Source organism: Pseudomonas sp. SMN5 (assembly GCF_052041925.1).
Classification (GTDB): Bacteria; Pseudomonadota; Gammaproteobacteria; order Pseudomonadales; family Pseudomonadaceae; genus Aquipseudomonas.
Genome location: NZ_JBKGGX010000017.1, coordinates 1 through 24,329, shown reverse-complemented (window position 1 = coordinate 24,329; position 24,329 = coordinate 1). Strand labels below are relative to the sequence as shown.

Genomic DNA, 24,329 nt, shown 5'->3' with positions numbered 1-24,329 from the left:
TAGCGTGTATGGCTTGATTTAGAGCGGTTTTGTAGGACAATCCGACCAGATTCGCGACTGTTGTAGGAACTTTCCAAATTCCATGTCAGCAAGCGACCTGGTTCAAGGGTGAGACGCAGCTTTGCCAGGCGTAGGTAAAATCGCGTAGGCGACCTTGAGGATGAAACGTCTGACGCCAGATCCGGGCCATGCCCAGCAGGTCATCGGCTTCGGGAAGCGGAGTATTCTGTTCCTCCACCAGTAACCAGGCGATGGCGGTGGCGTAGCGCAGGTTGACGGTCAGCTCCAGGTGTGGACCGCTGAGGAAAGCGTGCTGGCTGGCCAGGCCCCGTACCAGACTGGCACGCTCCGGATCCTGCGCCAGGTAGTGATCCCAGAGCGCCCGGTGGCGGGGTTCCGTGATGCGATACAGTCCATGCCCGCGTCGGTCATGCAAGGCAGCGCCCAGGGCCGATTGGCTGGCGGCGATGCCCAGCAACAACGATTCCGCCGTTGCACTGTGACGCTCCAGGTAAAGAAGCGTCGGGCGGATTACATATCGACACAGTTCGCTGGCAGCGATACCCATAGGACCCTCGAAACGTTAAGGGCGGAGCCTGATGAGTGTGGGCTTGGCAGCGGTGAATCGAATCAGGCCCCGCCGGAAGCGGATCAAGCCGCTTGACTTGAAGTGTAGTGTCATATTTCTGCTGTAAAGGCCTGTTTTTAAAACATCTTCGGCGAGTGGTTATAACCCTTATATCCCTTCGTGCTTACGCCGTTTCGCTTGTTTCAGAAATCTTGGGCAATAAAAAGCCCCGCTGTTGGGGCGTAATGTTGTTCATTTAACGTTTATCACTTGTCGTGGCGAGGGAGCTTGCTCCCGCTGGAGCGCGCAGCGGTCCCAAGCTTTTGGGGCTGCTATGCAGCCCAGCGGGAGCAAGCTCCCTCGCCACGGGGCGGTGACTTTCTTAAGTGAACGGTATTGCGCTGTTGGGGCGGGGCTTTTGGGTTTCAGTCTTCAGCTGCGTCTCAGGCAACCAGTGCCTGACGGGTACGCTCGATCACGGCCTGCAGCGGTTCTGGGCTGGAGTATTGATCGGGGTACAGGCGTTCGCTGTGACGAGCGATGCCGTGTTCGTTGACCAGGGTGAAGCTGAAGCAGCCTTTACGAGCGGCCATGATCAGGCAGTTCATTGGAGCAAAAGCGTTGGTGAGGGTGCGGATAGCATCCTGTGCATGGATTTGATTAGACATGTTATGGGTGTTCCTACAATTGACACGATTAAGAACCGTGCAGTGTTAAAACGTTCCAGTAACATCGACCACCATTGGTCGAACGAAGAACCCGACTGGAACAAAGCAGCCAGTTTGAGCGCTATAGATAAGGTGCGCGCTTGGGCCGGCAGGTAGGTACTTAGGAGGGCAGGCAACACATCAAGGGCAGAGGTTCTGGGCCCTGGGTGAAGATCCTGATCAATTTTGCAGGTTGGTTCGGTCAGAGTAACGAGCCTGGCAACACCCTTTGCATTCGTTCAAAGGCTGTGTTGACGCAAGATTACCTGGAAACCATCGAGGGGATCGGTCCCTTTTTATCGGTGAGGCTTCCCGTGGGGATGGCTGACCGTAGAGATGTGTTCGACCCGGAATTGACTTTCAGCTTGGTACTAACGGCGCGGATGGTAACGGATCGGATCTTGGAAGGGAAGGGCGTTGGTTAAAAAATATTCAAATTGCTGTGGGCATTACCCGTGGCGAGGGAGCTTGCTCCCGCTGGTCTGCGAAGCAGACCCCAATCAACTGGCCCTTTAATCTTCGTTGTCGCTGGGTCTTTGCGGCTGCTCCGCAGCCGAGCGGGAGCAAGCTCCCTCGCCACAGGGATGGGCAATGCTCAGGCAAACAGTTATCCCCAGCTTTACCGCCATACGTACCAAAAAAGCACGCGGTTATAACCACTTCGGGTGTTACTTGTGCACACTTGTCGCGCCGCTTGTCACCGTACTGTCATGTGCGAACAATTTGCAGTGGGTGCCTGTATCCAAAATTTAAGTCAATGAAAAATAGCGCTTTTTTTTGCTGGTGAAAAAATCGACAGTTTGAGCGCAGGCCCCGTTCCATAGGGCTTTCGGCTGGTTCAGGGGTGGTTGTCCACTGAGTTATCCACAGCTTCTGTGGATTGTCCCAAGCGCTTGCTCTAGCACGGGCGTGCCGGTTTATTTCGGCTTTACCCGTGCGAAAAAAGGAGTAGAGTGGCGCGCCTTCCGATCTGCCCCACAGTGCTTTATGAAGTTTCGCTCAGTATCAACTCCTGTTACTTCCACACCCTCCGCTGTTACCCCACCCAAGCGCATTTCCATGCGCGTGGCCGAGTGGCTGCTCGACAGCCCTCGCCTGGGGGAAAACCCCAGTGTCAAACACCTGGCCGGTCGTCTGCTCAAGCAACCGGCCCGTGAAGGCGTGGTGGCCGCGCAAAGTCGCCTCGGACAACTGATGTGTCGTGAATGTGGAAACGCTCGGGACCGACGCATCGGTCACGACCTGCTGCGCCAGGCCGCCCGGGCTGGCGACCAGCGGGCCCGCCAGGCCTTGGGTGAAATCGAAGATTGATTCAAGACGAGCTGGGCAACCCTCGGCGGCTTGGTTAACCTTCGGGCTTTATTTCGGCAGGAATTGTCATGGCGATGGATTTGACCAGCCTGGTGCTGGGCCTGGCAGGCGCTGCGGTGCCGTTGCTTGCACTGGCCTGGCATCTTCAGCGCCAGGCGAGTGCTGCACAGACTGAACTGGCGCTGCTTGAAGAGCGCTTGGCCACGGCCCACATGGCCCACGATGGCCTGAATGCGCAACTCGACGCCTGCCGCGATGAAATCAGCGACCTGAGCCAGGCCAACGGCGCCAGACAGGCCGAGCTCGCGGCCGCGTGCCGTGAAGTCGAGCTGCTGCAGATCGAGCGCGACAACGCCCGGGATGCGGCCCATGCCTGGAATCTTGAACGCGCCAACAAGGAAGCGGAGCTACGGCGGCTCGATGCCCAGGCGGCATCGTTGCATGCCGAACTGCGCGAGCAGCAGGAAAGCCATCAGCAACGCCTGAACGATCTGCAAGGCTCGCGAGACGAGCTGCGGGCACAGTTCGCCGAGCTTGCCGGGAAAATATTCGATGAACGTGAGCAGCGTTTCGCCGAAACCAGTCAGCAGCGTCTGGGTCAGTTGCTCGATCCGTTGAAGGAACGCATCCAATCCTTCGAGAAACGTGTCGAGGAAAGTTATCAGGCCGAGGCGCGGGAGCGTTTCTCCCTGGGCAAGGAGCTGGAGCGGCTGCAGCAGTTGAACCTGCGCCTGAGCGATGAGGCCACCAACTTGACCCGGGCACTCAAGGGCCAGAAAACCCAGGGGAACTGGGGTGAGTTGATCCTGGAGCGGGTGCTCGAACACGCCGGCCTCGAGAAGGGCCGCGAGTACCAGACCCAAGTCAGCCTCAAGGGCCCGGACGGCGAGCGTTTCCAGCCGGACGTGCTGATTTACCTGCCCGGCGATAAACAAGTGGTGGTCGACTCCAAGGTCAGCCTCACCGCCTATCAGCAGTTCGTGGCCGCTGAAGACAACGCCATCGGCCAGCTCGCGCTCAAGCAACATGTGGTGTCGCTGCGGGCCCACGTCAAAGGCTTGGCCGGCAAGGACTACAAGCGCCTGGACGGGCTGCACAGCCTGGATTTCGTGTTGTTGTTCGTGCCGATCGAAGCAGCATTTTCCGCCGCCCTGCAAGCCGAGCCGAACCTGTTCCAGGAAGCCTTCGACCGCAACATCGTGATCGTCAGCCCGACCACGCTGTTGGCGACCTTGCGGGTGATCGACAGCTTGTGGAAACAGGAACGCCAGAGCCAGAACGCCCGGGAGATCGCCGAACGGGCCGGCTGGCTGTATGACAAATTCGTGTTGTTCATCCAGGACCTGGACGAGATCGGCAGTCGCTTGCAGCAGTTGGACAAAGCCTACAGCGCGGCGCGTAACAAACTGACCGAAGGCCGCGGCAACCTGATCAGCCGCAGTGAACAACTCAAGCTTCTCGGCGCCCGGGCCAGTAAAAGCCTGCCGGCCGAGTTGCTGGAGCGGGCGATGACGGATGCGGATGGGCTGCCGGAGTTGGCGGAAGAAGCCATCGAAAAAAACCAGGGCTGAAGGTACAACTCAAGGTCAATGCAAAATCCCGTGGCGAGGGAGCTTGCTCCCGCTTGAGTGCGCAGCACTCACAAAAGAGGGGCCGCTGCGCAGCCCGGCGGGAGCAAGCTCCCTCGCCACAGGGGGCCAGTGTGTTTGCTACAACGGCAAATGCCGACTCAACAACGCCCTGAGCGCCGCCGGCTTCACCGGTTTGGCAAGATAATCCAGCCCTGCGGCATGTACCTGCGCCACCGTCTCCGGCCGACCATCGGCACTGATCACCACCCCCGGCACCGGTTCGCCCATGCGCGTGCGTAACCAGGCCATCAGCTCGGTGCCGGTCTCACCATCATCCAGATGGAAATCCACCAGCGCCAGTTGCGGACGCCCGCCATCGGCCAGCCAGCGCTCGCATTCCTCACGGTTGCGCGCCGTGGTCACCTGGCAACCCCAGCGAGTCAGCAGGCTGTTCATGCCAATCAAGATGCTGTCTTCGTTATCGACACACAACACCTGTGCACCGCTGGGCAGATGCCCGTTGGGTTCGACCACCGCGCTGGGAACGGCTGCCTGCGAACGGGCCAGCGGCACACTGACGCTGAACACACTGCCGCGCCCCGGCCAGGAGCGCACGCGCAAGGTATGACCGAGCACTCGACATAGCCCGTCGGCGATGGCCAGGCCCAACCCCAGGCCTTTTTCGGCGCGGGTCTGGTGGCTGTCGAGGCGTTTGAACTCCTCGAAAATCACCTGCTGTTTATCCTCGGCGATGCCTGGCCCGCGATCCCAGACTTCCAGGCACAACTCGCCGCCGCGCCGACGCACGCCCAGTAGCACCGGTCCCTTGGCATAGCGGAAGGCGTTGGTGAGGAAGTTCTGCAGGATGCGCCGCAGCAGCTTGATGTCGCTGTCCACCCGTAGCCGCGAACCGCGAACCCGGAACTTCAAGCCTTGTTCCTGGGCCAGCACGGTGAATTCGGCGCCGAGGATATCGAACAGGTCGTTGAGGGCGAATGGCTTGCGGTCGGGGTTGATCTTGCCGTTTTCCAGGCGGGAAATGTCCAACAGGTCGGTGATCAGGTCTTCGGCCGAGCGCAGTGAACTGTCCAGGTGCTGCATCAGTTGCCGGGCTTCGCTGGGCAAGGCCTCGTGCTGGTGGGACAGCGCGGCGGAGAACAGGCGTGCGGCGTTGAGCGGTTGCATCAGGTCGTGACTGACCGCCGCCAGGAAGCGCGTCTTGGATTGATAAGCCGCTTCGGCAGTGCCTTTGGCTTCGGTCAGGGCCAGGTTCAGTTGCGACAATTCCCGGGTGCGCTCGGCCACCCGTTGCTCCAACCCTTCGTTGGCGTCGGTCAACGCTTTCTCAGCCTCGCGGAACGCGGTGATGTCGGTGAAGCTCATGACGAAACCGCCACCGGGCATCGGGTTGCCGATCAACTCGATGACCCGGCCGTTGGGGAACAGCCGCTCCGAAGTATGGGCCCGACCCTGGCGCATCCAGTGCAGGCGCCGGGCCACGTGGACTTCCGCCTCGCCCGGGCCACAGAGACCGCGCTCGGCGTTGTAGCGAATGATGTCGGCGATCGGCCGGCCAACGCTGATCAAACCGTCCGGGTACTTGAACAGCTCCAGGTAGCGCCGGTTCCAGGCCACGAGCCTGAGGGACTGGTCGACCACGCTGATGCCCTGGGTGATGTTCTCGATGGCACCTTGCAGCAGGGCCCGGTTGAATTGCAGCACCTCTGAGGTTTCGTCGGCGATCCGCACCACGTCCTCCAACTGCATCTCCCGACCTTCAATGGCAGCCTTCACCACCGCTCGGGTCGACGAGGCGCCGAGTACGCCGGCCAGCAAGCGTTCGGTGTGGGCGATCCATTCGCTGTCGGCGTTCTGGTTCGGGTTGAAGCCTTTGCCCTGGCGGTAGGCAAAACGGATGAAACTCTGGCGCGCCCGCTCTTCGCCGACGAACCGTGCGGCCAGTTGCAACAGGTCTTCGATGTGCACCGCCAGCATCGAGCGAGCGTTGGGCCGGGCGCTGATTTCCTGGCCGATGAAGCGCCCGGCCTGCCAATGCTCCGAGACGCGGGTGCGTGACAGCACGGAGACCCAGGCAAACAGCGTGAAATTGCCGGCCAGGGATAGCACCACGCCTTGGGTCAGTGGGGTGATCGGCAAATCCAAGGGGTTGCCGTGCAACCAGGCCAGCCCTGGAAAGCTGTTCAGCGACCATCCCAGGCTATGGGCGGCAATCGGCAGCACCAGGGTGTAGAACCACAGGAAGGTTCCGGCGGCGAGGCCGGCGAACACCCCACGGCGGTTCGCCTGCTTCCAGTACAAGGCCCCCAGCATGGCAGGGGCCAGTTGGGTCACGGCGGCGAAGGCGATCTGGCCGATGGTCGCCAGGCTCGCCGTCGAACCCAACAAGCGGTAGCTGACATAGGCCAGCAACAGGATCACCACGATGCTCACCCGGCGCACCGAGAGCATCCACTGGCGAAACACTTCGAACGGCCGCTCGGCATTGTTGCGCCGCAACAGCCACGGCAGCAGCATATCGTTGGAGACCATGGTCGACAGCGCCACACTCGCCACGATCACCATGCCGGTGGCCGCCGAGGCACCGCCAATGAAGGCGAGCATCGCCAGGGCCGGGTGGGCCTGGGCCAGCGGCAGGCTGATGACGAAGGAATCCGGCAGCACCGAACTGGGCAGCAGCATTTGCCCGGCGAGAGCGATGGGCACCACGAACAAGGCGGCCAGGGCCAGGTAGGCGGGGAATACCCACTTGGCCAGGCGCAGATCCTGAGGCTCGATGTTCTCCACCACGGTCACGTGGAACTGTCGCGGCAAGCAGATGATCGCCATCATTGCCACGCCGGTCTGCACCACCATGGACGGCCAGTTGATGGTTTCTTTCCAGTACTGCTCCAGCCGTGGCGCGAGCATCGCTTGGTCGAACAGATCGTCGAAGCCATCGTACAGACCGTAGGTCACGAATGCGCCGACCGCGAGAAAGGCGAACAGCTTGACCAGCGATTCGAAAGCAATCGCCAGCACCATGCCGCGGTGGTGCTCGGTGGCGTCGAGGTTGCGGGTGCCGAACACAATGGTGAACAACGCCAGGATCAGCGAGACGATCAGCGCGGTGTCTTGCGCACGGGTGCCCATGGCATCGGCGCCGGCACCGATCAGCAGGTTCACCCCGAGCACGATACCCTTGAGCTGCAAGGCAATGTAGGGCAGCACGCCCACCAGGCAGATCAGGGCGATCACGATTGCCAGGGACTGGGACTTGCCGTAGCGGGCGGCGATGAAGTCGGCGATGGAGGTGATGTTTTCCTGCTTGCTGATCATCACCATTTTCTGCAGGACCCACGGCGCTAGCACCAGCAGCAGGATCGGCCCGAGGTAGATCGGCAGGAACGACCAGAGCTGTTCGGCGGCCTGGCCCACCGCGCCGAAGAACGTCCAGCTGGTGCAATACACCGCCAGCGACAGGCTGTAGACCCAGGCCCGTACCCGAGGCGGCAGCGGCGTGCTGCGCCGGTCGCCGTAGAAGGCGATGGCAAACATGATGGCCATGTAGGCCAGGGCAACGACGGCAATCAGCCCGCTGGACAACGACATGAAGACTCTCCGACAAAGACACCGGGGCTTGAGCCCGGCAAGACAGTCTCGCATGCCGGCTCGGGTTCGTCAGTGTCGACCAAGGTCGAGGCGTGGCGGGGCGTCGCAGGTTGCGAGGATCCCGGGGGCGTGAGGCGGTTGGGCGGGCCTCATCGCGAGCAGGCTCGCTCCCACAGGGTCTTGGAGTGTTTGCTAATCCGGGTCCACCGTTGACCTACTGTGGGAGCGAGCTTGCTCGCGATAGCGGTGTGTCAGTCGAAGCATTCATTGCTGACCCGACGCCTTCGCGGGCAAGCCCGCTCCCACAGGTTTGAGCCTGGCACACAAGCGCGGCGCATCGCAGAACCCATATGGGAGCGAGCCTGCTCGCGATGGCGGCCTTACTGACCCAGCGCGATATCCACCAACCGATACAACTCCCCAACCTCCAGCGGCTCGCTGGCAAAGAGGATGCGGAATACCGTCGGCGCCACCACCAGGTTGATCAAGCGCTCGATGCCAGGGTTCGGTTCGTCGGGGTAGCGATCCAGGATGATCTGCAATTGAGCACTGATGATTCCCACGCACTGCCCGGGCGTGGGGCAGGCCTGGATGTCGCGCATCATGTTGCGGCCGGGCTCGGAACTCATTTCATCCAGGTATTGCTCGGCCCAGGCTCGCAAGTCGCCGCGCAGGCTGCCGGTGTTGGCCGGTTCGGTGTCCGGGCGCATGTGGGCAATGGCGACATCGGCCAGCAGCGCCGGCAGATCGCCCCAGCGCCGGTAGATAGTGGAGGGCGTCACCCCGGCACGTGCGGCGATTTGCGGCACGGTCAGGCTCGCGCGGTCCTGCTCTTGCAGCAACTGGCGAACAGCTGAATGAATCGATTCCTGGACCCGGGCGCTTCTGCCGCCGGGGCGTAAACCTTCTTTAATAGCCATGGGTCGGACCTTAACACAAAGAATTTGCTTTAAGCGCCTGTCGGTTGCACACTCAGCAAAAGCAAAAAATTAGCTTTTGCTGATGTTTTGTGAACAGCTTTTGCGGAGTGTGCCCATGTCCCGTCCAGCTTCGACCCGTGCCAGCCTGATCTTCCTCGCTGTCACCTTACTTGGTTTCCTCGCCGCCTCCAGCGCGCCGACGCCGTTGTATCACCTTTATCAGGAACATATGCAGTTTTCCCCGGCAATCCTCACGCTGATCTTCGGCGTGTACGCCTTCAGTTTGTTGGCGGCCTTGCTGACCGTGGGCTCGTTATCGGATTACCTGGGACGCAAACCGGTGATCTTCGTGGCGCTGCTGCTCAACGTGCTGGCGATGCTGCTGTTTATCAATGCCGACAGCATCGCTTGGCTGATCGGGGCGCGGTTGATCCAGGGATTCGCCACGGGCATGGCCACCAGTGTACTGGGGGCCGCGCTGCTGGACTTCGATCGCAGGCAAGGCCCGCTGATCACCAGCGTCGCGCCCTTGCTGGGGATGGCCTGCGGCGCGCTGGGGTGTGGCTTGCTGGCGGAGTTCGCCCCGTTGCCCCTGCAATTGACCTATTGGCTACTGCTGGGATTGTTTCTGGCACAGGCGATCTATCTCTGGCGCCTGGGAGAAAGTGTCAGCCCGCAACCCGGCGCCTGGCAGTCCTTGCGTCCAACCTTGCATGTGCCGCCGCAGGCGCGACGGCCGCTATGGCTGGTGTTGCCGCTGAACCTGGCGGCTTGGGCGGTGGGCGGTTTCTATCTGTCGTTGGCGCCTTCCCTGGTGCGGGCGGCGACCGGATCGACATCCAATCTGATTGGCGGTGCACTGGTAGCAGCCCTGACGCTCACCGGGGCCTTGTCTATTTACACGCTGCGCAACCAAGGCGCAGAGAAGATGCTGCGCCTTGCCGCCAGCTTATTGATAACCGGCCTCGCGCTGGTGTTGATCGCCGCGCATACGGGGAGCCTATCGTTGTTCTTCATCGGTACCCTGGTGACCGGCAGCGGTTTCGGCGCAGGATTTCTCGGCGCGCTGCGCAGCATCATGCCGCTGGCGTTGCCACACGAACGGGCCGGCTTGATGTCGGCGTTCTATGTTCTCAGCTACCTGGCCTTCAGCTTGCCGTCTCTGCTGGCCGGAAACCTGACGCGGGTGTTCGGTTTGATCCCGACAACCGACGGTTATGGCTTGGTGCTGATTCTGTTGGCAATCGCTGCGTTGCTGGGGCTGTTGCGTCAGGCCGCCAAACCGGCAGCCAGTGGCGTTCGACCTTGATCCGTTGAATGAAAACGATTGAATTGAGGTAGCCTTGGCCTCTCGCCATCTAATCTCGGTTGAACCTCCTTGAAAATTATTCGCAGTAAGTCTTTCACCGGCGAACGGCCCTGGGCCGCGTTGGACATCGCCAACATGAACGGCATCACCACACGCCTGCATTGGACTGACCAGCCGTACAAATGGCACGTCAACGATGGTCAGGAAGTGTTCGTGGTACTCGATGGGCTCGTGCAGATGTGCTATCGCGAGGAGGGTGTCGAAAAGGACACCTTATTGGCAGTTGGGGATATTTTCTACGCATCGGTCGGCACCGAGCATGTAGCCAAGCCCCAGGGAGCGGCGAGGATCCTGGTGATCGAAAGCGAAGGCAGCGTCTGAGGGATAATCTATAAAGTCGATAACATATAGAGAAATTACCCGTTATATCGATATTCGATCCGGCTCTAAGATGACTCCACCTCAACCGGGGACTGGAGTTCGTCATGACATGCTGCCCTGCAACAAACCGTCTGCGCCCACTGCGCCATTTGCCCAGGCCGCTGGAAGCCATTCGCCAATTCACGCCTAACTGGTTTGCCGTGACCATGGGCACCGGCGTAGTCGCCCTGGCCTTGGCGCAATGGCCGGACAACCCGCCTGGCCTGCGTGCCATTGCCGAAGGGTTGTGGTTGTTCAATATCCTGCTATTCGTGTTATGCAGCGGTTTGTACGCCGCCCGCTGGGTATTGTTCTTCGATGAGGCCCGGCGGATTTTCGGACATTCCACCGTCTCGATGTTCTTCGGCACCATCCCCATGGGGCTCGCCACCCTCATCAACGGCCTGTTGGTGTTCGGCTTGCCGCGTTGGGGCGAGGGCGTGGTGGCGGTGGCCGAGGCGCTGTGGTGGGTCGATGTGGCGATGTCCCTTGCCTGCGGCGTGTTGATCCCCTTCCTGATGTTCACCCGCCAGGAGCACCGGATCGACCAGATGACCGCCGTATGGCTGTTGCCGGTGGTTGCCGCCGAAGTCGCAGCCGCCAGCGGCGGGCTGTTGGCGCCGCACTTGGCCGGCGCCCACGCGCAACTGATCATGCTGGTCACCAGCTATGTGCTCTGGGCATTTTCCCTACCGCTGGCGTTCAGCATTCTGACGATCCTATTGCTGCGCATGGCCCTGCACAAACTGCCTCACGAGAACATGGCCGCTTCGAGTTGGCTGGCCCTCGGCCCCATCGGCACAGGGGCCCTTGGCATGTTGTTGCTGGGCGGTGACGCTCCACTGATCTTTGCCGCCAACGGCTTGCCAGGCGTGGGCGAAATCGCCGCCGGACTGGGGCTGGTGGCCGGTATCACACTATGGGGCTTCGGGTTCTGGTGGATGTTGACGGCGTTGTTGATCACCGCACGCTACTTGCGCACCGGTATCCCGTTTAACCTCGGTTGGTGGGGCTTTACCTTCCCAATGGGCGTGTATGCGCTGACCACGCTGAAGCTGGCAGACCTGCTGGGCCTCGGGTTTTTCAGTGTGTTCGGCAGCATGCTGGTGGCGACGCTGGTGGTGCTGTGGCTGATCGTCGCCCGTCGTACGCTGCTGGGCGCCTGGCACGGCGAGCTGTTTGTGTCACCGTGCATTGCGGGGCTGGCGAAATAATCGCTAAAGACAGGTAATGTGTGGCCTGGATCGAAAAGCGTCATTCCAATAAGCGTCCACGCCACTCAGGAACATGGAAGATGAGTCACCCTTCGCAGTTCACCTTGCTACGCACGCGGCGTTTCCTGCCGTTCTTCATCACACAGTCTCTCGGCGCGTTCAACGACAACATTTTCAAGCAGTCGCTGATTCTCGCCATCCTCTACAAATTGACCATCGACGGTGACCGCTCGATCTGGGTCAACCTCTGCGCCTTGCTGTTTATTCTGCCGTTCTTTCTGTTCTCGGCACTGGCCGGGCAGTTCGGGGAAAAATTCGCCAAGGATGCGCTGATTCGTCTGATCAAACTCGGCGAAATCGTCATCATGGCGGTCGGCGCTGTGGGTTTCATGTTCGATCATCTGTGGCTGATGCTGCTGGCGCTGTTCGCCATGGGCACTCATTCGGCGCTGTTCGGTCCGGTGAAGTATTCGATCCTGCCACAAGCGTTGCGCGAGGAAGAGCTGGTCGGCGGCAACGGTCTGGTGGAAATGGGCACCTTCCTGGCGATTCTAGCCGGCACCATCGGCGCCGGGATCATGATGTCCTCGGCCCAGTACGCACCGGTGGTGTCCTGCGCGATCGTCGGCGTTGCGGTGCTCGGCTACCTCGCCAGCCGCGGTATTCCACGGGCGGCGGCCGCCTCGCCGCAGATGCGTCTGAACTGGAACATATTCAGCCAATCCTGGGCCACCCTGAAGCTGGGCCTGGGCCAGACCCCGGCGGTATCTCGTTCGATTGTCGGCAATTCCTGGTTCTGGTTCGTCGGGGCGATCTACCTGACGCAGATCCCGGCCTACGCCAAGGAGTGGATGCACGGCGATGAAACCGTGGTGACCCTGATCCTCACCGTGTTCTCGGTGGGGATCGCCTTGGGTTCGATGCTCTGCGAAAAACTCTCCGGACGCAAAGTCGAGATCGGCCTGGTGCCATTCGGGTCGTTCGGGTTGACGGTGTTCGGGCTGCTGCTGTGGTGGCATTCCGGCGGGATCCCCGCCAGTGTCGAGGGCCACGGCTGGCTCCAGGTGCTCGGTTTCGGTCACGCCTGGCTGGTGCTGCTGGATATCCTCGGCCTCGGCGTCTTCGGCGGTTTCTACATCGTGCCGCTGTATGCGCTGATCCAGTCCCGTACCGCCGAGAACGAGCGTGCGCGAGTCATCGCGGCCAACAACATTCTCAACGCGCTGTTCATGGTGGTCTCGGCCATCGTTTCCATCGTGCTGCTGAGTCTCGCCAAGCTGTCGATCCCACAATTGTTCCTGGTGGTGTCGCTGCTGAACATCGGCGTCAACGCCTACATCTTCAAGATTGTCCCCGAGTTCACCATGCGTTTCATGATCTGGCTGCTGAGCCATTCCATGTACCGCGTGGAGCATCGCAACCTCGACGCGATCCCCGATGAAGGGGCGGCGCTGTTGGTCTGCAACCATGTGTCATTCGTCGATGCCCTGCTGATCGGCGGCGCGGTGCGTCGGCCGATTCGCTTCGTGATGTACTACAAGATCTACAACCTGCCGGTGCTCAACTTCATCTTCCGTACCGCCGGGACGATTCCGATTGCCGGACGCCAGGAAGACATCCATATCTATGAAAAGGCCTTCAAGCGAATCGCCCAATACCTCGCGGACGGTGAGCTGGTGTGCATCTTTCCTGAAGGAAAATTGACCGCTGACGGTGAGATCAATGAGTTCAAGAGCGGGCTGACACGCATTCTCCAGGAAACCCCGGTTCCGGTGATTCCCCTGGCGTTGCAAGGCTTGTGGGGCAGCTTCTTCAGTCGCGATCCAGCCAAGGGGCTGTTTCGCCGATTGTGGTCGCGGGTGACCCTGGTGGCTGGGCCGGCGGTGGCGGTGGAGATGGCTGAGCCGATCAAGCTGCAAGCATTAGTCAGCGAGTTGCGCGGGGCAGTCAGATAGAGAGGCTGCGGCCTTTCGATTTTTCGCGAGCAAGCTCGCTCCCACATGTGGCCGAGTTGCCCGGGCCGGACGCGATCCCCTGTGGGAGCGGGCTTGCTCGCGAAAGCGGAGTGTCAGTCGACGAGGATGTTGAGGCTGCCGGCCCCTTCGCGAGCAGGCTCGCTCCCACATTGACCGAGTTGTTCAAAGCGGACGCGATCCCCTGTGGGAGCGAGCTTGCTCGCGATAGCGGTAGTGGCCTAGGCGCTGACCTTGAGCCCGATCAGCCCTGTAACGATCAACGCCACACTGACTAACCGAACCAGCGCCGTCGACTCGCCGAACAGAATGATTCCGGCGATCACCGTGCCCACCGCACCGACACCGGTCCACACTGCATAGGCGGTGCCCAACGGCAATTCCTTCATGGCGAGGCCGAGCAGGCCCAGGCTGATTCCCATGGCGGCAATCGTCAAAGCAGTGGGAAGAGGGCGGCTGAAACCGTCGGTGTATTTCAGGCCGACGGCCCAGCCGACTTCGAACAGGCCGGCGAAAAACAGAATGATCCAGGACATTACACACCTCCCTGAGTGGATGGGGTCGTCCCCGGATAAAAGTTGATACAAGCTGGGGGTCGTCCCCGCACTGGTGAGACAGAGTGCCCATGATCGGGCACTCGATCAAGTCTGCCTCAGTCCGCCGTCTGTTGGCTGGCGAGCGTCTCGCGGTCCTGCTTTTCGCTCATGCGGCGGAAGTAGGTTGAGAGCAGCGCTCCGGAGATGTTGTGCCAGACGCTGAACAGCGCACTGGGTACCGCCGCCAACGGCGAAAAGTGCGCACTCGCCAGGGCCGCGCCCAGGCCGGAGTTCTGCATGCCGACTTCCAGTGCGAGGGTCTTGCGTTGGGCCAATGGAAGGCCGAACAATCGTCCGGTGAAGTACCCCAGCAGGTAACCGAAGCTGTTGTGCAACATCACAATGGCCATGATCAGCAGGCCGGATTCGGCGATCTTCGCCTGACTGGCTGCCACCACCGCCGCCACGATGATCACGATGCTCACCACTGATATCAGCGGCAGCACTTCTACAGCATGACGCACCCGGGCGCCTAACAGGCGTTGGGCAATGATGCCCAGTGCGATCGGCAGCAGCACGATTTGCAGGATCGACCAGAACAGCGCCGAGAACGATACCGGCAACCAGGCCGAGGCCAGCAACCAGATCAATGCCGGGGTCAGCAGGGGCGCCAGCAGGGTCGTGATCGCGGAGATCGCCACGGCCAGGGCCAGGTCGCCGCGCGCCAGCCAGGTCATGACATTGGACGACGTGCCGCTTGGGCAGCAGCCCACCAGAATCACACCGACGGCGATTTCCGCAGGCAGGCTGAACACTTGGCAAAGCAGCCACGCGGTACCGGGCATGATGACGAACTGGGCAATCACCCCCAGAGCCACACGTCCTGGACGGCGGGCCACTTCGGCAAAGTCTTCCAGCTTGAGCGCCAGGCCCATGCCAAACATCACCAGCCCCAGCAAGGGCACAATGGCGACTTTCAGGTCCACGAACCACTGCGGTAGCAAGAACGCCACGACGGCGAAGATCAGTACCCAGTAAGCGAAGGTATTGCCGACGAAGCGGCTCAGTGCAGCCAGTGCGCGCATGACCAGATCCTTGTTATCAGTCATTGAAACCACACAAAACCAATGTGGGAGCGAGCCTGCTCGCGATAGCGTCGGATCAGTCAGCGTCGATGTTGACTGAGAAACTGCTATCGCGAGCAGGCTCGCTCCCACAGAGGTAAGTTTGCACAGGGCAATCCTGTGCCTTTAGATCCCCTGCGGAATTTCTTCCCCACCCAACGCTTCAACCAGCGCCGGCAGGAACTCGCCGAAGGTCAGCATCATCAGCGTGAAGCTGGCGTCCAGTTGGCCGAGGGCTTCGTCGCCACCGTCCTGTTCCGCCTGGTCTTGCAACAGGTCTTCGAACTTCAGACGCTTGACCACCATCTTGTCATCGAGCACGAACGACAGTTTGTCCTGCCAGGCCAGCGACAACTGAGTCACCACTTTGCCGGTGTTCAGGTGCAGCTGGATTTCATCGCTGGTCAGGTCCTGGCGCTTGCAGCGCACGATACCGCCGTCTTCGTGGGTGTCGCGCAGTTCGCATTCGTCGAGGACGAAGAAATCATCCGCGGCTTTCTGGGTCTTGACCCAGTCGGTCATGATCGCGGTCGGTGCGGTCTTGACCGTCAGCGGACGCACCGGCAGCGAGCCGATGACTTCGCGCAGCGTCGACAACAGGTCTTCGGCGCGTTTCGAGCTGGCGGAGTTCACCAGGATCAGGCCCTGCTTCGGCGCGATGGCGGCAAAGGTCGACGAGCGACGGATGAAGGCCCGCGGCAGGAACGCCTGGATGATTTCATCCTTGAGCTGGTCCCGTTCCTTCTTATAGACCTTGCGCATCTGCTCGGCTTCGATCTCTTCGACCTTTTCCTTCAGGGCATCGCGTACGACGCTGCCTGGCAAAATGCGTTCTTCCTTGCGAGCGGCGATCAGCAAAAAGTCCTGGCTGACATGCACCAATGGCGCGTCTTCACCCTTGCCAAATGGCGCGACGAAACCGTAAGTGGTCAACTCCTGGCTTGCACATGGACGCGCCAGTTTGCTGGCCAGTGCAGTTTCCAACGCCTCGGCATCAAAAGGCAGATCTTGGGTCAGGCGATAGATAAGCAGGTTTTTGAACCACATGGGGTGAGTCTCTCCTTTATACAAAGGGGGGCATTATTCTCTCAGCGGCGCCATAGGCCAACCCTTCGCTAAGCCTTTGGAAGGGCTGAAAAAATTAATTTAAAAAGTGCTTGCCAGCTTACGGAGTGCTCCGTAGAATGCGCGCCACACCGAAAGCGAAGGGTGATTAGCTCAGCCGGGAGAGCGTCTGCCTTACAAGCAGAATGTCGGCGGTTCGATCCCGTCATCACCCACCATTCGTTCAACGTGTTACGCGCAGCGGTAGTTCAGTCGGTTAGAATACCGGCCTGTCACGCCGGGGGTCGCGGGTTCGAGTCCCGTCCGCTGCGCCATATTCGGTTATCTGGAACACTGAACGCCAGATGACCACGGAAAGCCCGCTAACGCGGGCTTTTTGCTGTTTACAGTTTCTGCGGTGCGCCTCGTTCACTTTTTTATCTGATTTATGTAATTAAATCAGCACGTTACAAAAAACTGTGAGAGAATGCGCCCCGCATCGAAAGCCAAGGGTGATTAGCTCAGCTGGGAGAGCGTCTGCCTTACAAGCAGAATGTCGGCGGTTCGATCCCGTCATCACCCACCAGACTTTCAATGTTACGCGCAGCGGTAGTTCAGTCGGTTAGAATACCGGCCTGTCACGCCGGGGGTCGCGGGTTCGAGTCCCGTCCGCTGCGCCATATCCGATAACCTGGCCCACTGAACGCCAGGTTGCCAACAAAAAGCCCGCTCACTGAGCGGGCTTTTTGTTGCCTGTCATTTGGCGATTGCTACTGTTCGGCATTACGGCGGTGACGATAATCGCTGACCGCCTCATACACCGCTTTACGCAAACGGTTGATGCCACCGATGGGGCGATGCGCCTCTATACCGAACCAGGGATTGAACGACTGGTTGTCGCAGGCCAGGTTCAGCTTGGGTGTGTCGAAGTCCTGGGCCGGCACCTTGATGCGCGCCACCGTTTCGAACGGCGCATCGCTTTCTTTCCATTCAATGCTGGTGTCTTCGATGGGCATGTACTTGGCGGGATCCTGACGCTGGATCTGCAGGACGAAGCAGGCTGGCACCCGGTCTGTGGATAACTGCTGCGTCAGGGCGCTGCGCAGAAAATTCGGCAGGTCCTGGTTCTGTTTCGGCAGGGTATAGGCCGGGCAGTTGTCCGGATCCGGTGCTACGCGAAACTTGGCGTTGGCTGCACCGAACTTGTAGGGCGATACCGAAAAGTACGTGGTCTGGGTCGGGCTGGCCGGAGGCGGCGAAAGGGTCGCCAGGGCGATGAACAAATGGCGAACCTGCCAGGTGCGCGGATCCAGGCTGGGGAAAAACGCCATGGCCTTTTTTCCGTCGGCCTGGGCGGCCACATTCTGACGATACTCGGCGACATCACTGACGAAGAAGTTAGGATGATTGAACATCACGAAGTCCTGCTCGCCGGATGAATGCCGATCCGCCAGCAGTTGCTTGCCCGGCACGTCGAGCAGTTTGATCGCCATCCCCCGGGCGTCGCGCAGGCTGTCGAATTGCGGATAAGCGTTACCGTTGGACAGGCGTATGGTCGCCTGCCAGACCTTCCCTGGTTCGGCAAACACGCCTTGGCGCAGCGGGGTTGGCAGGTCGCTCGGCACCTGGACTTCGGCCATCACGCAGCCGTGCGCCTTGGCGTGGGCATCGCGCAAGTAGCGCGTGCCTTCGCGGTGCTGGTCGACGATGCGGATCGCGGTCTGGATGACGTCCTGAGTCATGGCGGCTTCGCCGGGCGGCACTTGCTCCTGGTCTGGCACTGGCCCGCGGTGTTGCCAGGCGAACCAGGCCATGGCCAGTGCCCAGCCCAGCAGTCCGATTACCAGCAGCCACAGGAGCGTCTTGCCCAAAAAGGCGCCGAGGCGCAGCCAGAGCGTGATCAGCATGCAGAAATCCTTATACCTGTGGGGTTTGTCATTACAGTTGCGACTCCAGCGGTCCGCCCAACACTTTCAGATACTCCAGCAGGGCCCAGCGCTCCTCTGGTTGCAGCAGACGGCCAATCACACCGTTGCCGCGTTCGCCGGCGCGGAACTCATGGCCACTGTTGTGATTACCGGTGATCCGGGTATCGAAGAGGAAGCCGTTGGTGAAGTCTTCGGTGCGATAGCCCAAGTGCCGCGGATCGTATTCGAAGCTGCCTTTATAGAAGCGCGTCGCCCGCTCATCCTGCGGCGACAGCAACTGATAGATCGTCGGCACCGAGCCGTTATGCAGGAACGGTGGCGTGGCCCAGACGCCCGCCAGTGGCCGGGCTTTGTACGCACGCAATTCGCGTACGCCGATAGGCAGGCCGAAACCGTCCAGGGCCGGGCGCTCAACGGGGGTGACGCCGGCGTCGCGATAGGCACGGTTCTCGACGAAGGCCGTGACATACGCCAGACCCTTGGCAACCGAGATCTGGCTCAGGTCCAGTGGCTCGGTCGGGGTCGGGTGCAGTTGCACTTCCAGCTTTGCCAGTTCGGCCGGGTCCCAACCCAGGCTGGTCAGGTCGAAGCGATGGTCGGCAATGTTGTTGGCGGTGCCTGGGTCGGTGCCGATGACTTGCACCGGCAACATATGCAGTTGCTGGACCGGCCGGTCAGGGCCCTGGATGACTTTGGGCACGTGGCAGCCGGCGCAGTTTTCGGCAAACAGCGTCCGGCCCTTGGCAGCCAGAGGCCTGTCGACCGCGCCGAGCAATGCTTCCGGCCAGGCCGGAGGCTTGAGCAATTGCAGGGTTTCTTCGATCTTGTTCAGATCACGCACCCGCACGCTGGAGGGATAGCGGGCATCGCCCTGCAACGGTTTGCCCTGGGCGTCGAAGAAGCTCAGCGTCGCGCCGACACCCAGTGCTTCGCCGACGTTACGCGCCATCGGCTGCTGGGCAGATCCGTTCCACTGCACCCAGTCGAATGTCCAGATGTCCCACAGCTGTGGGTAATCCACCGGTGCGTTGGCGACTCGATAGTTGTCCGGCGAAATGGCGTCGCCGAAGCTGGCGTTGGCAATGCGGCCAAAGGCGTCGGTCCGGCCGGGACCTTCTTCGGTGGGGTAGAGGCCGCGGTGGGTATCGTTCCAGGCAGTGCGCAGGAAGGTGTCCAACGAGACCTTGAAGGCCTTGCGCAGTTCTTCGTGGCGGGCGTCGTAATCCTGGCCCAGCACCTGACGGGCGAAACGCTCGAATTTCCACGGGTTGTAGTAGGTTGACGCCAGACTGGCGACCAAGGCCTGTCCGAAACTGCCACCCCGTAATGTAGGAACGCTGGAAGGCAGGACGTGTTGGGCCGAGCCGCCGTCGATGCGGATCGCCTGGCCCTTGTAGTGCAGTTCGCCGGTGTGGCAGGCGGCGCACGTAATATCCAGAAACTCTTCTTTACTGCCGGGATTCTGGTGCCGTGCGAAACCCACTGGCAGGTTGCCAGGATTGGCTGGCGAGGCTTTTTGCGCCGGATCGATGAGGAAGCCAAAGCGCGCCAGGTATTCGGGTGAGGCGAAGCGCTGTCGCGAAAACGGCAATTCCAGGGCGGTGAACCACTCGTAGCGCAGGCCTTTGACCTGGGTACCTTGGGGTGTGAAATAGTAAGTCTGACGCTCGGCGGCGCTCCATTGGTCCAGGTAATGCACCTGTTCGACCGGGTTGTAGAGCGGCAGACGCGGGTTTGCGACGTAATAAAGCACCACTGCCACGACGAGGATCAACAGGGCGAAAAGCAGCCAGAGCAGGCGAGAAAGAAGGCGCACGGGGACATCCTTGTTTTTTTGATATGCCCTTATGCCTCAGTGCCGCACGGCGGGCAAGTGGCCATTACTTGATGCCACGGCAAGCGACAATCTGTCCCTTGTAGGCAACAGATGACAGAGGCTTCATCTGCCAGAGACTAAAAAGCATTTGGGGGCCTGAACTTATCCCTGCTTTGCGGCTCACATGCCGGTAGCCATTGGTCGGGGCCGCCTGATAAGCTCGCGGCTTTACTCGATTGCCCTTTAGGCGCATGAACAAGGAAATAGCATGAAACAGCATCGGTTGGCGGCGGCGGTGGCCCTGGTTGGCCTGGTACTCGCGGGTTGCGACTCGCAGACCAGCGTAGAGCTGAAAACCCCGGCGCAGAAAGCTTCCTACGGTATCGGCCTGAACATGGGCAAGAGCCTGGCTCAGGAAGGTATGGATGACCTGGACTCCAAAGCGGTTGCCCAGGGCATTGAAGATGCCGTCGGCAAGAAAGAACAGAAGCTGAAAGACGAAGAATTGGTCGAAGCTTTTGCGGCACTGCAAAAGCGTGCCGAAGAGCGCATGGCCAAGATGAGCGAAGAGTCGGCAGCCGCCGGCAAGAAATTCCTCGAAGAAAACGGTAAGAAATCCGGCGTGACCACCACCGCTTCCGGCCTGCAATATGAAGTGGTCAAGAAGGCCGATGGCCCACAGCCCAAGCCGAACGACGTGGTGACTGTTCACTACACCGGCAAGCTGACCAATGGCACCGTGTTCGACAGCTCTGTTGAACGTGGCAGCCCGATCGACCTGCCGGTCAGCGGTGTGATCCCGGGTTGGGTCGAAGGCCTGCAACTGATGCACGTCGGCGAGAAGTACAAGCTGTACATCCCGAGCGATCTGGCCTACGGCGCCCAGAGCCCGAGCCCGGCCATCCCGGCCAACTCGGTCCTGGTGTTTGACCTGGAGTTGCTGGCGATCAAGGATCCGGCAAAAGAAGACGCAGCCAAGTAATCGCGTCTGCTATCACGACAACGCCTCGCTTATGCGGGGCGTTGTCGCATCCGGGTTACGGTGATTCCCAAAAAAACCGAACGCTGCGCGCAGGCTATAGTCATAGGCAGTACAGGCGCTGTGCTAGACCCAGCCGCCCAATCAAGTCAATGAAATATTGGGTTTTTTTATGTGAGTAAAAAACGCCCGATCTAAGCCGGGCCCTTATGAAACGGGGGCTTCAGCGGTGAAATGCAGCTCTGTTCACAAGGTTATCCACAATTTGTGTGGATAACATTTCAGTGGGGAAAAAAATGAAGGCCCCGTGGAATTTCGCACGATTTCTGCCCTTGGCAGGCCGGTTGCTGGCCCGCGGTCGACTGCCGACATTGCTGTTCGCCGTCGCCAGCAAAGGCGCCCGGGAGGGTGGCCGGCTCGGCAAGCTCAAGGAAGACCTGCGCCTGTTGCAGGCGCTGTGCCTGGCTTACTGGCGGGGTGAATACCGGGCCGTCAGTGCCAAGTCGATGCTTTCGATCGTTGCTGGGCTCATGTATTTCCTCAGTCCGCTCGACGCGATCCCCGACATCCTGCCGATGTTCGGCATGTTCGACGATATCGCCGTGCTGGCCTGGGTCATGAAAACCCTTGACGTTGAACTCGAAGCATTCCGCGCCTGGCGTTATCGGCAATCGCCGGAGAAACTTGCCCAGGTCGAAAGGCTGCCCGACACCCCCGAACAACTCCAGCTACAGGGTCATGAAAAAGACTGACCCTGCCTCTCTAGCCCCTGGAATTCATCGCCCCGCGACCTCAGCCGGTATTAGGATTACACTTCCAAGAAAAAAGGCTGATTCGCTAAGCGTTGTTGTCCTACGGGGTAGACATGGATATTCAGATAATCACTCGTGACGGAGAGCCCGAATACGCGGTTTTGCCGTGGGATCAATACCAGTCGTTGCTGAGGGCCGCAGGCATCGACCCAACTGCGCCGCGCGAAGCGACAGTTCGTCATGCGGCGGCACCCGGCCAGGTTCTTCCTGGCCTGGATCAATTACGAAGTTTGCGCGAAGGGAAGGGCATCGCCATTGAGGCGCTGGCCCGCACGGTAGGTATCAGTCCGTCTTATCTGGCCTTGATCGAAAGCGGCGAGCGTCAGCCCGATGCCGCGATTCGGCGCAGTCTGGCCTGGGAATTGACGGTGCCAGGTTGGAGGGATGAGTCGTGAGTGTACGCATCAGTCGGCAGCATTGGGATGGATTGTTGGGGGAGTTGGACCAGGCGCGCCGCCAGCGCCATCTGTTGACCTACCGCGCCTTGCTGGAGCGCTTGCAGTTGCCCAGCCCGGCCATGCAGACCTTGACCGCGGCCCTGGAGCACCTGGCCGCGCTGGACGCTCGGGCGGAACAGCCGCTGCGCAGTTCCCTGGTGATCAGCCAGGGTGCCAGTCGACTGCCGCGCACCGGCTTCTTCGAGTGTGTTGAGCGCCTGGGCCGTTTTTCCGGGCCGTCCGATGGGGTGGCGGCCGCTTCCTGGCACGCGTCGGAGGTGGTCCGGGTGTTTGAATACGAATACCCCGAATCGGCGGAGGCCTGAGTGCTCTGGCGCCTCAAGGCGCGGGCCGGTTACTGGCTGGCGCGTCGGTTGTTCCATTGGTCCTGGTTCGTCCGCCAGCCACGCGGCTGGGCCTGGCTCGAGGGCCAGTTCTCGCGCATGGCGAACCTGGGTGATGTCGGTGCGCAAAGTTTCTACGGGCATATCCTGACGTTTCGTGGCCAAGGGCTGGGTGCGCGAGAAGAAGGGGTTCGCCTGCTGCGGCTGGCAGCATTGGCCGGTGATGGCAAGGCAGCCTATCAGGTCGGTGTGATCAGTCTCGCGGGCTCCGCCAGCAAGGCACCGGACCCGGTCGAAGCGGCACATTGGTGGGCGCTGGCGGCGAAGGCCGGTCATCCATTGGCCGAGATCAAGCTCAAAGGGCTCGAGGCCCGCGACCCGTAGCGAATTGCGCGGCTTTCTCGAGCGTTGTTCGTTTTTCAGATTGGGCGAATTAGCGAATTGCCCTACGTTCACTGCTTCTTTCGCTGACTTATTTCTCCTCATATCCTCGGCAAAGTCTCGCGCTCCCTGAGCGCTGCGAGACGTTTGCCCATGTTCGACCGTTTTTTGCCGGTGTCCCCTGATCGAGCGGTGCCCTGATGGATCAGGTCAGTCGTATCGAGCAGGAGCTCGATAGCTTCAAAGACGTCCTGATTGTTTATCGCGAGCAGCTCGAGCGCTGGTACAACCGGGCTGCGGACACTGCCAGCCACGCGGCCGACCTGCCTTCGCTGTTGGGCATGGAGCGACTGATCCGCTTCGCTGACAGCACCACGGTCGTCAGCACCGGTGACGACGATTTTCTTTCCACCGTCGTGCAGTGCCCCAACGGCGGGGTGATGACCATCGAGAGCAAACTCGAATCGGTCTACGACATTCCGCTGGGCGACATCGTGGTGGATGTGGTGGCGGTGGACAGTGGCGAGGTCACGCCGGTCACTCTCGATGCTCAGGGCCTGGGGACCTTCAACGGCGAGGCGGGAAAGCGCTATCGGGTGCGTGTCCAGGGCGAAGTGTCGCCAGCGCAGCTCAACGAGCTGTTTTCTTCCTACGATGGCCTGAGCTCTCAACTGACGGACTGGTTGCGGGGTGAATGGCAGGGCTTCAAGCCGCATTGGGCGCAGCAATCCTTGTCGACCTCGGCGGCTGCGGTGGGCAACGGCCTGCTGGCCGGAAGCTGGGCGGCGATCGAAGGCGTGTGGGACAGCATCAGCCTGCTCTCCGACATCCTCAAAAATCCTGAAGAGTTTGTCGGGCGGTTGGGCGAGAGCGCGGCGCAACTGGCCGAACTGGCGCAGACGGCGCCGCAGGTCATGGCCAGGCTGCAACTGCTGGCGAGCGACGAAGCAGCGCTGTGCCTGCTGGTGCGCGCCGCCAGTCTCTGGCTGGACATGCTACCGCCCAGCGAGGTGGCCGGCGAAACGGCCCAGGCGCTCTCGACACTGACCGTACAGCTGTTGATCGATCTGTTGATTGGCGTCGTCCTGACCTTCGCTGGCGCAGGGGCCGGGATCGCTTATCTGTCGATGCGCCTGGCCGCTGTGGGGGCGCGCCTGTTGAGCGCCTTGCAGCGTTTCATCCGGGCGATTTTCGCCGTGGTCAACGGCTTCATGGGCTATGTGGACCGTTACAGAACCGTGGCCGCCAGAGGGACCGCGGCGGGGGTGAAAAAGGGCCGGATGCAGATGCGTTGGAACGCCCAGCGCAATACCACGCTGAAAAAAC

At 60.8% G+C, this 24,329-nt stretch carries 21 protein-coding genes, 4 tRNA genes and 1 pseudogene; 17 read left to right on the top strand and 9 right to left on the bottom strand.

Annotated elements, in window-relative coordinates:
* Positions 1–85: 85 nt before the first annotated feature.
* Positions 86–568, bottom strand: coding sequence for a hypothetical protein (locus tag ACLEJR_RS17925; RefSeq protein ID WP_440815476.1), 483 nt, complete (start codon positions 566–568; stop codon positions 86–88).
* Positions 569–1,011: 443 nt separating this feature from the next.
* On the bottom strand, positions 1,012–1,236 hold the full coding sequence (locus ACLEJR_RS17920) for a hypothetical protein (protein ID WP_440794801.1): 225 nt from the start codon (positions 1,234–1,236) through the stop codon (positions 1,012–1,014).
* A gap of 206 nt (positions 1,237–1,442) precedes the next feature.
* Between ACLEJR_RS17920 and ACLEJR_RS17915 the strand changes: the two genes are divergently transcribed.
* The 3 genes from ACLEJR_RS17915 (at position 1,443) to rmuC (ending at position 4,157) form a co-directional block, all read left to right on the top strand.
* Positions 1,443–1,700, top strand: a complete 258-nt coding sequence (locus ACLEJR_RS17915) for a hypothetical protein (RefSeq protein ID WP_440815474.1) — start codon at positions 1,443–1,445, stop codon at positions 1,698–1,700.
* 562 nt (positions 1,701–2,262) lie between these two features.
* Positions 2,263–2,586, top strand: a complete 324-nt coding sequence (locus tag ACLEJR_RS17910) for a sel1 repeat family protein (protein WP_440815471.1) — start codon at positions 2,263–2,265, stop codon at positions 2,584–2,586.
* 182 nt (positions 2,587–2,768) lie between these two features.
* On the top strand, positions 2,769–4,157 hold the full coding sequence (gene rmuC / locus ACLEJR_RS17905) for a DNA recombination protein RmuC (RefSeq protein WP_440815584.1): 1,389 nt from the start codon (positions 2,769–2,771) through the stop codon (positions 4,155–4,157).
* 138 nt (positions 4,158–4,295) lie between these two features.
* On the opposite strand, the gene ACLEJR_RS17900 is transcribed toward rmuC, so the two are convergent.
* Both ACLEJR_RS17900 and ACLEJR_RS17895 read right to left on the bottom strand, forming a co-directional pair.
* Positions 4,296–7,766: a hybrid sensor histidine kinase/response regulator gene (locus ACLEJR_RS17900; RefSeq protein ID WP_440815468.1), complete on the bottom strand. Its 3,471-nt coding sequence runs from the start codon at positions 7,764–7,766 to the stop codon at positions 4,296–4,298.
* A 380-nt stretch (positions 7,767–8,146) separates the two neighbouring features.
* Entirely contained in the window at positions 8,147–8,686 is a 540-nt protein-coding gene (locus ACLEJR_RS17895) for a TetR/AcrR family transcriptional regulator (protein WP_440815465.1), read from the bottom strand.
* A 115-nt stretch (positions 8,687–8,801) separates the two neighbouring features.
* Between ACLEJR_RS17895 and ACLEJR_RS17890 the strand changes: the two genes are divergently transcribed.
* The 4 genes from ACLEJR_RS17890 (at position 8,802) to ACLEJR_RS17875 (ending at position 13,584) form a co-directional block, all read left to right on the top strand.
* Positions 8,802–9,995, top strand: coding sequence for an MFS transporter (locus ACLEJR_RS17890; RefSeq protein WP_440815463.1), 1,194 nt, complete (start codon positions 8,802–8,804; stop codon positions 9,993–9,995).
* A gap of 69 nt (positions 9,996–10,064) precedes the next feature.
* A complete protein-coding gene (locus ACLEJR_RS17885) occupies positions 10,065–10,376 on the top strand; it encodes a cupin (protein WP_440815461.1) in 312 nt (103 codons plus the stop codon).
* 104 nt (positions 10,377–10,480) lie between these two features.
* Positions 10,481–11,629 carry a TDT family transporter gene (locus tag ACLEJR_RS17880; RefSeq protein WP_440815459.1) on the top strand — a complete coding sequence of 383 codons (1,149 nt, stop codon included), beginning with the start codon at positions 10,481–10,483 and terminating at the stop codon, positions 11,627–11,629.
* An 80-nt stretch (positions 11,630–11,709) separates the two neighbouring features.
* Positions 11,710–13,584, top strand: a complete 1,875-nt coding sequence (locus ACLEJR_RS17875; RefSeq protein ID WP_440815458.1) for an MFS transporter — start codon at positions 11,710–11,712, stop codon at positions 13,582–13,584.
* Between the two features lie 239 nt (positions 13,585–13,823).
* On the opposite strand, the gene sugE is transcribed toward ACLEJR_RS17875, so the two are convergent.
* The 3 genes from sugE to rdgC all read right to left on the bottom strand — a co-directional run bounded on the left by sugE (position 13,824) and on the right by rdgC (position 16,309).
* Positions 13,824–14,138 carry a quaternary ammonium compound efflux SMR transporter SugE gene (gene sugE / locus ACLEJR_RS17870; protein ID WP_440815456.1) on the bottom strand — a complete coding sequence of 105 codons (315 nt, stop codon included), beginning with the start codon at positions 14,136–14,138 and terminating at the stop codon, positions 13,824–13,826.
* A 116-nt stretch (positions 14,139–14,254) separates the two neighbouring features.
* Positions 14,255–15,223 (bottom strand): bile acid:sodium symporter family protein, encoded by a 969-nt coding sequence (locus tag ACLEJR_RS17865; RefSeq protein WP_440799755.1) that lies wholly within the window; start codon positions 15,221–15,223, stop codon positions 14,255–14,257.
* Positions 15,224–15,388: 165 nt separating this feature from the next.
* On the bottom strand, positions 15,389–16,309 hold the full coding sequence (rdgC, locus tag ACLEJR_RS17860; protein ID WP_440815453.1) for a recombination-associated protein RdgC: 921 nt from the start codon (positions 16,307–16,309) through the stop codon (positions 15,389–15,391).
* Positions 16,310–16,469: 160 nt separating this feature from the next.
* Between rdgC and ACLEJR_RS17855 the strand changes: the two genes are divergently transcribed.
* From ACLEJR_RS17855 to ACLEJR_RS17840, 4 genes are all read left to right on the top strand, one after another.
* A tRNA-Val gene (locus ACLEJR_RS17855) sits at positions 16,470–16,545 on the top strand.
* Positions 16,546–16,564: 19 nt separating this feature from the next.
* A tRNA-Asp gene (locus tag ACLEJR_RS17850) sits at positions 16,565–16,641 on the top strand.
* Between the two features lie 175 nt (positions 16,642–16,816).
* A tRNA-Val gene (locus tag ACLEJR_RS17845) sits at positions 16,817–16,892 on the top strand.
* Positions 16,893–16,909: 17 nt separating this feature from the next.
* Positions 16,910–16,986, top strand: a tRNA-Asp gene (locus tag ACLEJR_RS17840).
* A 90-nt stretch (positions 16,987–17,076) separates the two neighbouring features.
* Here ACLEJR_RS17840 and ACLEJR_RS17835 read toward each other — a convergent pair.
* Both ACLEJR_RS17835 and ACLEJR_RS17830 read right to left on the bottom strand, forming a co-directional pair.
* Entirely contained in the window at positions 17,077–18,213 is a 1,137-nt protein-coding gene (locus tag ACLEJR_RS17835) for a catalase family protein (protein ID WP_440815451.1), read from the bottom strand.
* 31 nt (positions 18,214–18,244) lie between these two features.
* Positions 18,245–20,050 carry a di-heme-cytochrome C peroxidase gene (locus tag ACLEJR_RS17830; protein WP_440815448.1) on the bottom strand — a complete coding sequence of 602 codons (1,806 nt, stop codon included), beginning with the start codon at positions 20,048–20,050 and terminating at the stop codon, positions 18,245–18,247.
* A gap of 268 nt (positions 20,051–20,318) precedes the next feature.
* Between ACLEJR_RS17830 and ACLEJR_RS17825 the strand changes: the two genes are divergently transcribed.
* The 6 genes and pseudogenes from ACLEJR_RS17825 to ACLEJR_RS17800 form a co-directional block, all read left to right on the top strand.
* Positions 20,319–21,032 (top strand): FKBP-type peptidyl-prolyl cis-trans isomerase, encoded by a 714-nt coding sequence (locus ACLEJR_RS17825; protein ID WP_440799745.1) that lies wholly within the window; start codon positions 20,319–20,321, stop codon positions 21,030–21,032.
* 293 nt (positions 21,033–21,325) lie between these two features.
* A complete protein-coding gene (locus ACLEJR_RS17820; protein WP_440799742.1) occupies positions 21,326–21,781 on the top strand; it encodes a YkvA family protein in 456 nt (151 codons plus the stop codon).
* Positions 21,782–21,894: 113 nt separating this feature from the next.
* The gene (locus ACLEJR_RS17815) at positions 21,895–22,236 is read left to right on the top strand and encodes a helix-turn-helix domain-containing protein (RefSeq protein ID WP_440799739.1); all 342 of its coding nucleotides are present in this window, start codon (positions 21,895–21,897) and stop codon (positions 22,234–22,236) included.
* On the top strand, positions 22,233–22,604 hold the full coding sequence (locus ACLEJR_RS17810) for a hypothetical protein (protein ID WP_003179080.1): 372 nt from the start codon (positions 22,233–22,235) through the stop codon (positions 22,602–22,604). The genes ACLEJR_RS17815 and ACLEJR_RS17810 overlap by 4 nt, the downstream gene beginning before the upstream one ends.
* A complete protein-coding gene (locus ACLEJR_RS17805) occupies positions 22,605–23,006 on the top strand; it encodes a sel1 repeat family protein (RefSeq protein ID WP_440815445.1) in 402 nt (133 codons plus the stop codon).
* A gap of 197 nt (positions 23,007–23,203) precedes the next feature.
* A pseudogene (locus tag ACLEJR_RS17800) lies at positions 23,204–24,329 on the top strand (type IV secretion protein Rhs); the annotation flags it as partial.

Coding starts and splice junctions, on each gene's coding strand:
- ACLEJR_RS17925 (WP_440815476.1), bottom strand. CDS start 568: ATGGGTATCGCTGCCAGCGAACTGTGTCGATATGTAATCCGCCCGACG.
- ACLEJR_RS17920 (WP_440794801.1), bottom strand. CDS start 1,236: ATGTCTAATCAAATCCATGCACAGGATGCTATCCGCACCCTCACCAAC.
- ACLEJR_RS17910 (WP_440815471.1), top strand. CDS start 2,263: ATGAAGTTTCGCTCAGTATCAACTCCTGTTACTTCCACACCCTCCGCT.
- ACLEJR_RS17900 (WP_440815468.1), bottom strand. CDS start 7,766: ATGTCGTTGTCCAGCGGGCTGATTGCCGTCGTTGCCCTGGCCTACATG.
- ACLEJR_RS17895 (WP_440815465.1), bottom strand. CDS start 8,686: ATGGCTATTAAAGAAGGTTTACGCCCCGGCGGCAGAAGCGCCCGGGTC.
- ACLEJR_RS17890 (WP_440815463.1), top strand. CDS start 8,802: ATGTCCCGTCCAGCTTCGACCCGTGCCAGCCTGATCTTCCTCGCTGTC.
- ACLEJR_RS17880 (WP_440815459.1), top strand. CDS start 10,481: ATGACATGCTGCCCTGCAACAAACCGTCTGCGCCCACTGCGCCATTTG.
- ACLEJR_RS17875 (WP_440815458.1), top strand. CDS start 11,710: ATGAGTCACCCTTCGCAGTTCACCTTGCTACGCACGCGGCGTTTCCTG.
- sugE (WP_440815456.1), bottom strand. CDS start 14,138: ATGTCCTGGATCATTCTGTTTTTCGCCGGCCTGTTCGAAGTCGGCTGG.
- ACLEJR_RS17865 (WP_440799755.1), bottom strand. CDS start 15,223: ATGCGCGCACTGGCTGCACTGAGCCGCTTCGTCGGCAATACCTTCGCT.
- rdgC (WP_440815453.1), bottom strand. CDS start 16,309: ATGTGGTTCAAAAACCTGCTTATCTATCGCCTGACCCAAGATCTGCCT.
- ACLEJR_RS17835 (WP_440815451.1), bottom strand. CDS start 18,213: ATGCTGATCACGCTCTGGCTGCGCCTCGGCGCCTTTTTGGGCAAGACG.
- ACLEJR_RS17825 (WP_440799745.1), top strand. CDS start 20,319: ATGAAACAGCATCGGTTGGCGGCGGCGGTGGCCCTGGTTGGCCTGGTA.
- ACLEJR_RS17820 (WP_440799742.1), top strand. CDS start 21,326: ATGAAGGCCCCGTGGAATTTCGCACGATTTCTGCCCTTGGCAGGCCGG.
- ACLEJR_RS17815 (WP_440799739.1), top strand. CDS start 21,895: ATGGATATTCAGATAATCACTCGTGACGGAGAGCCCGAATACGCGGTT.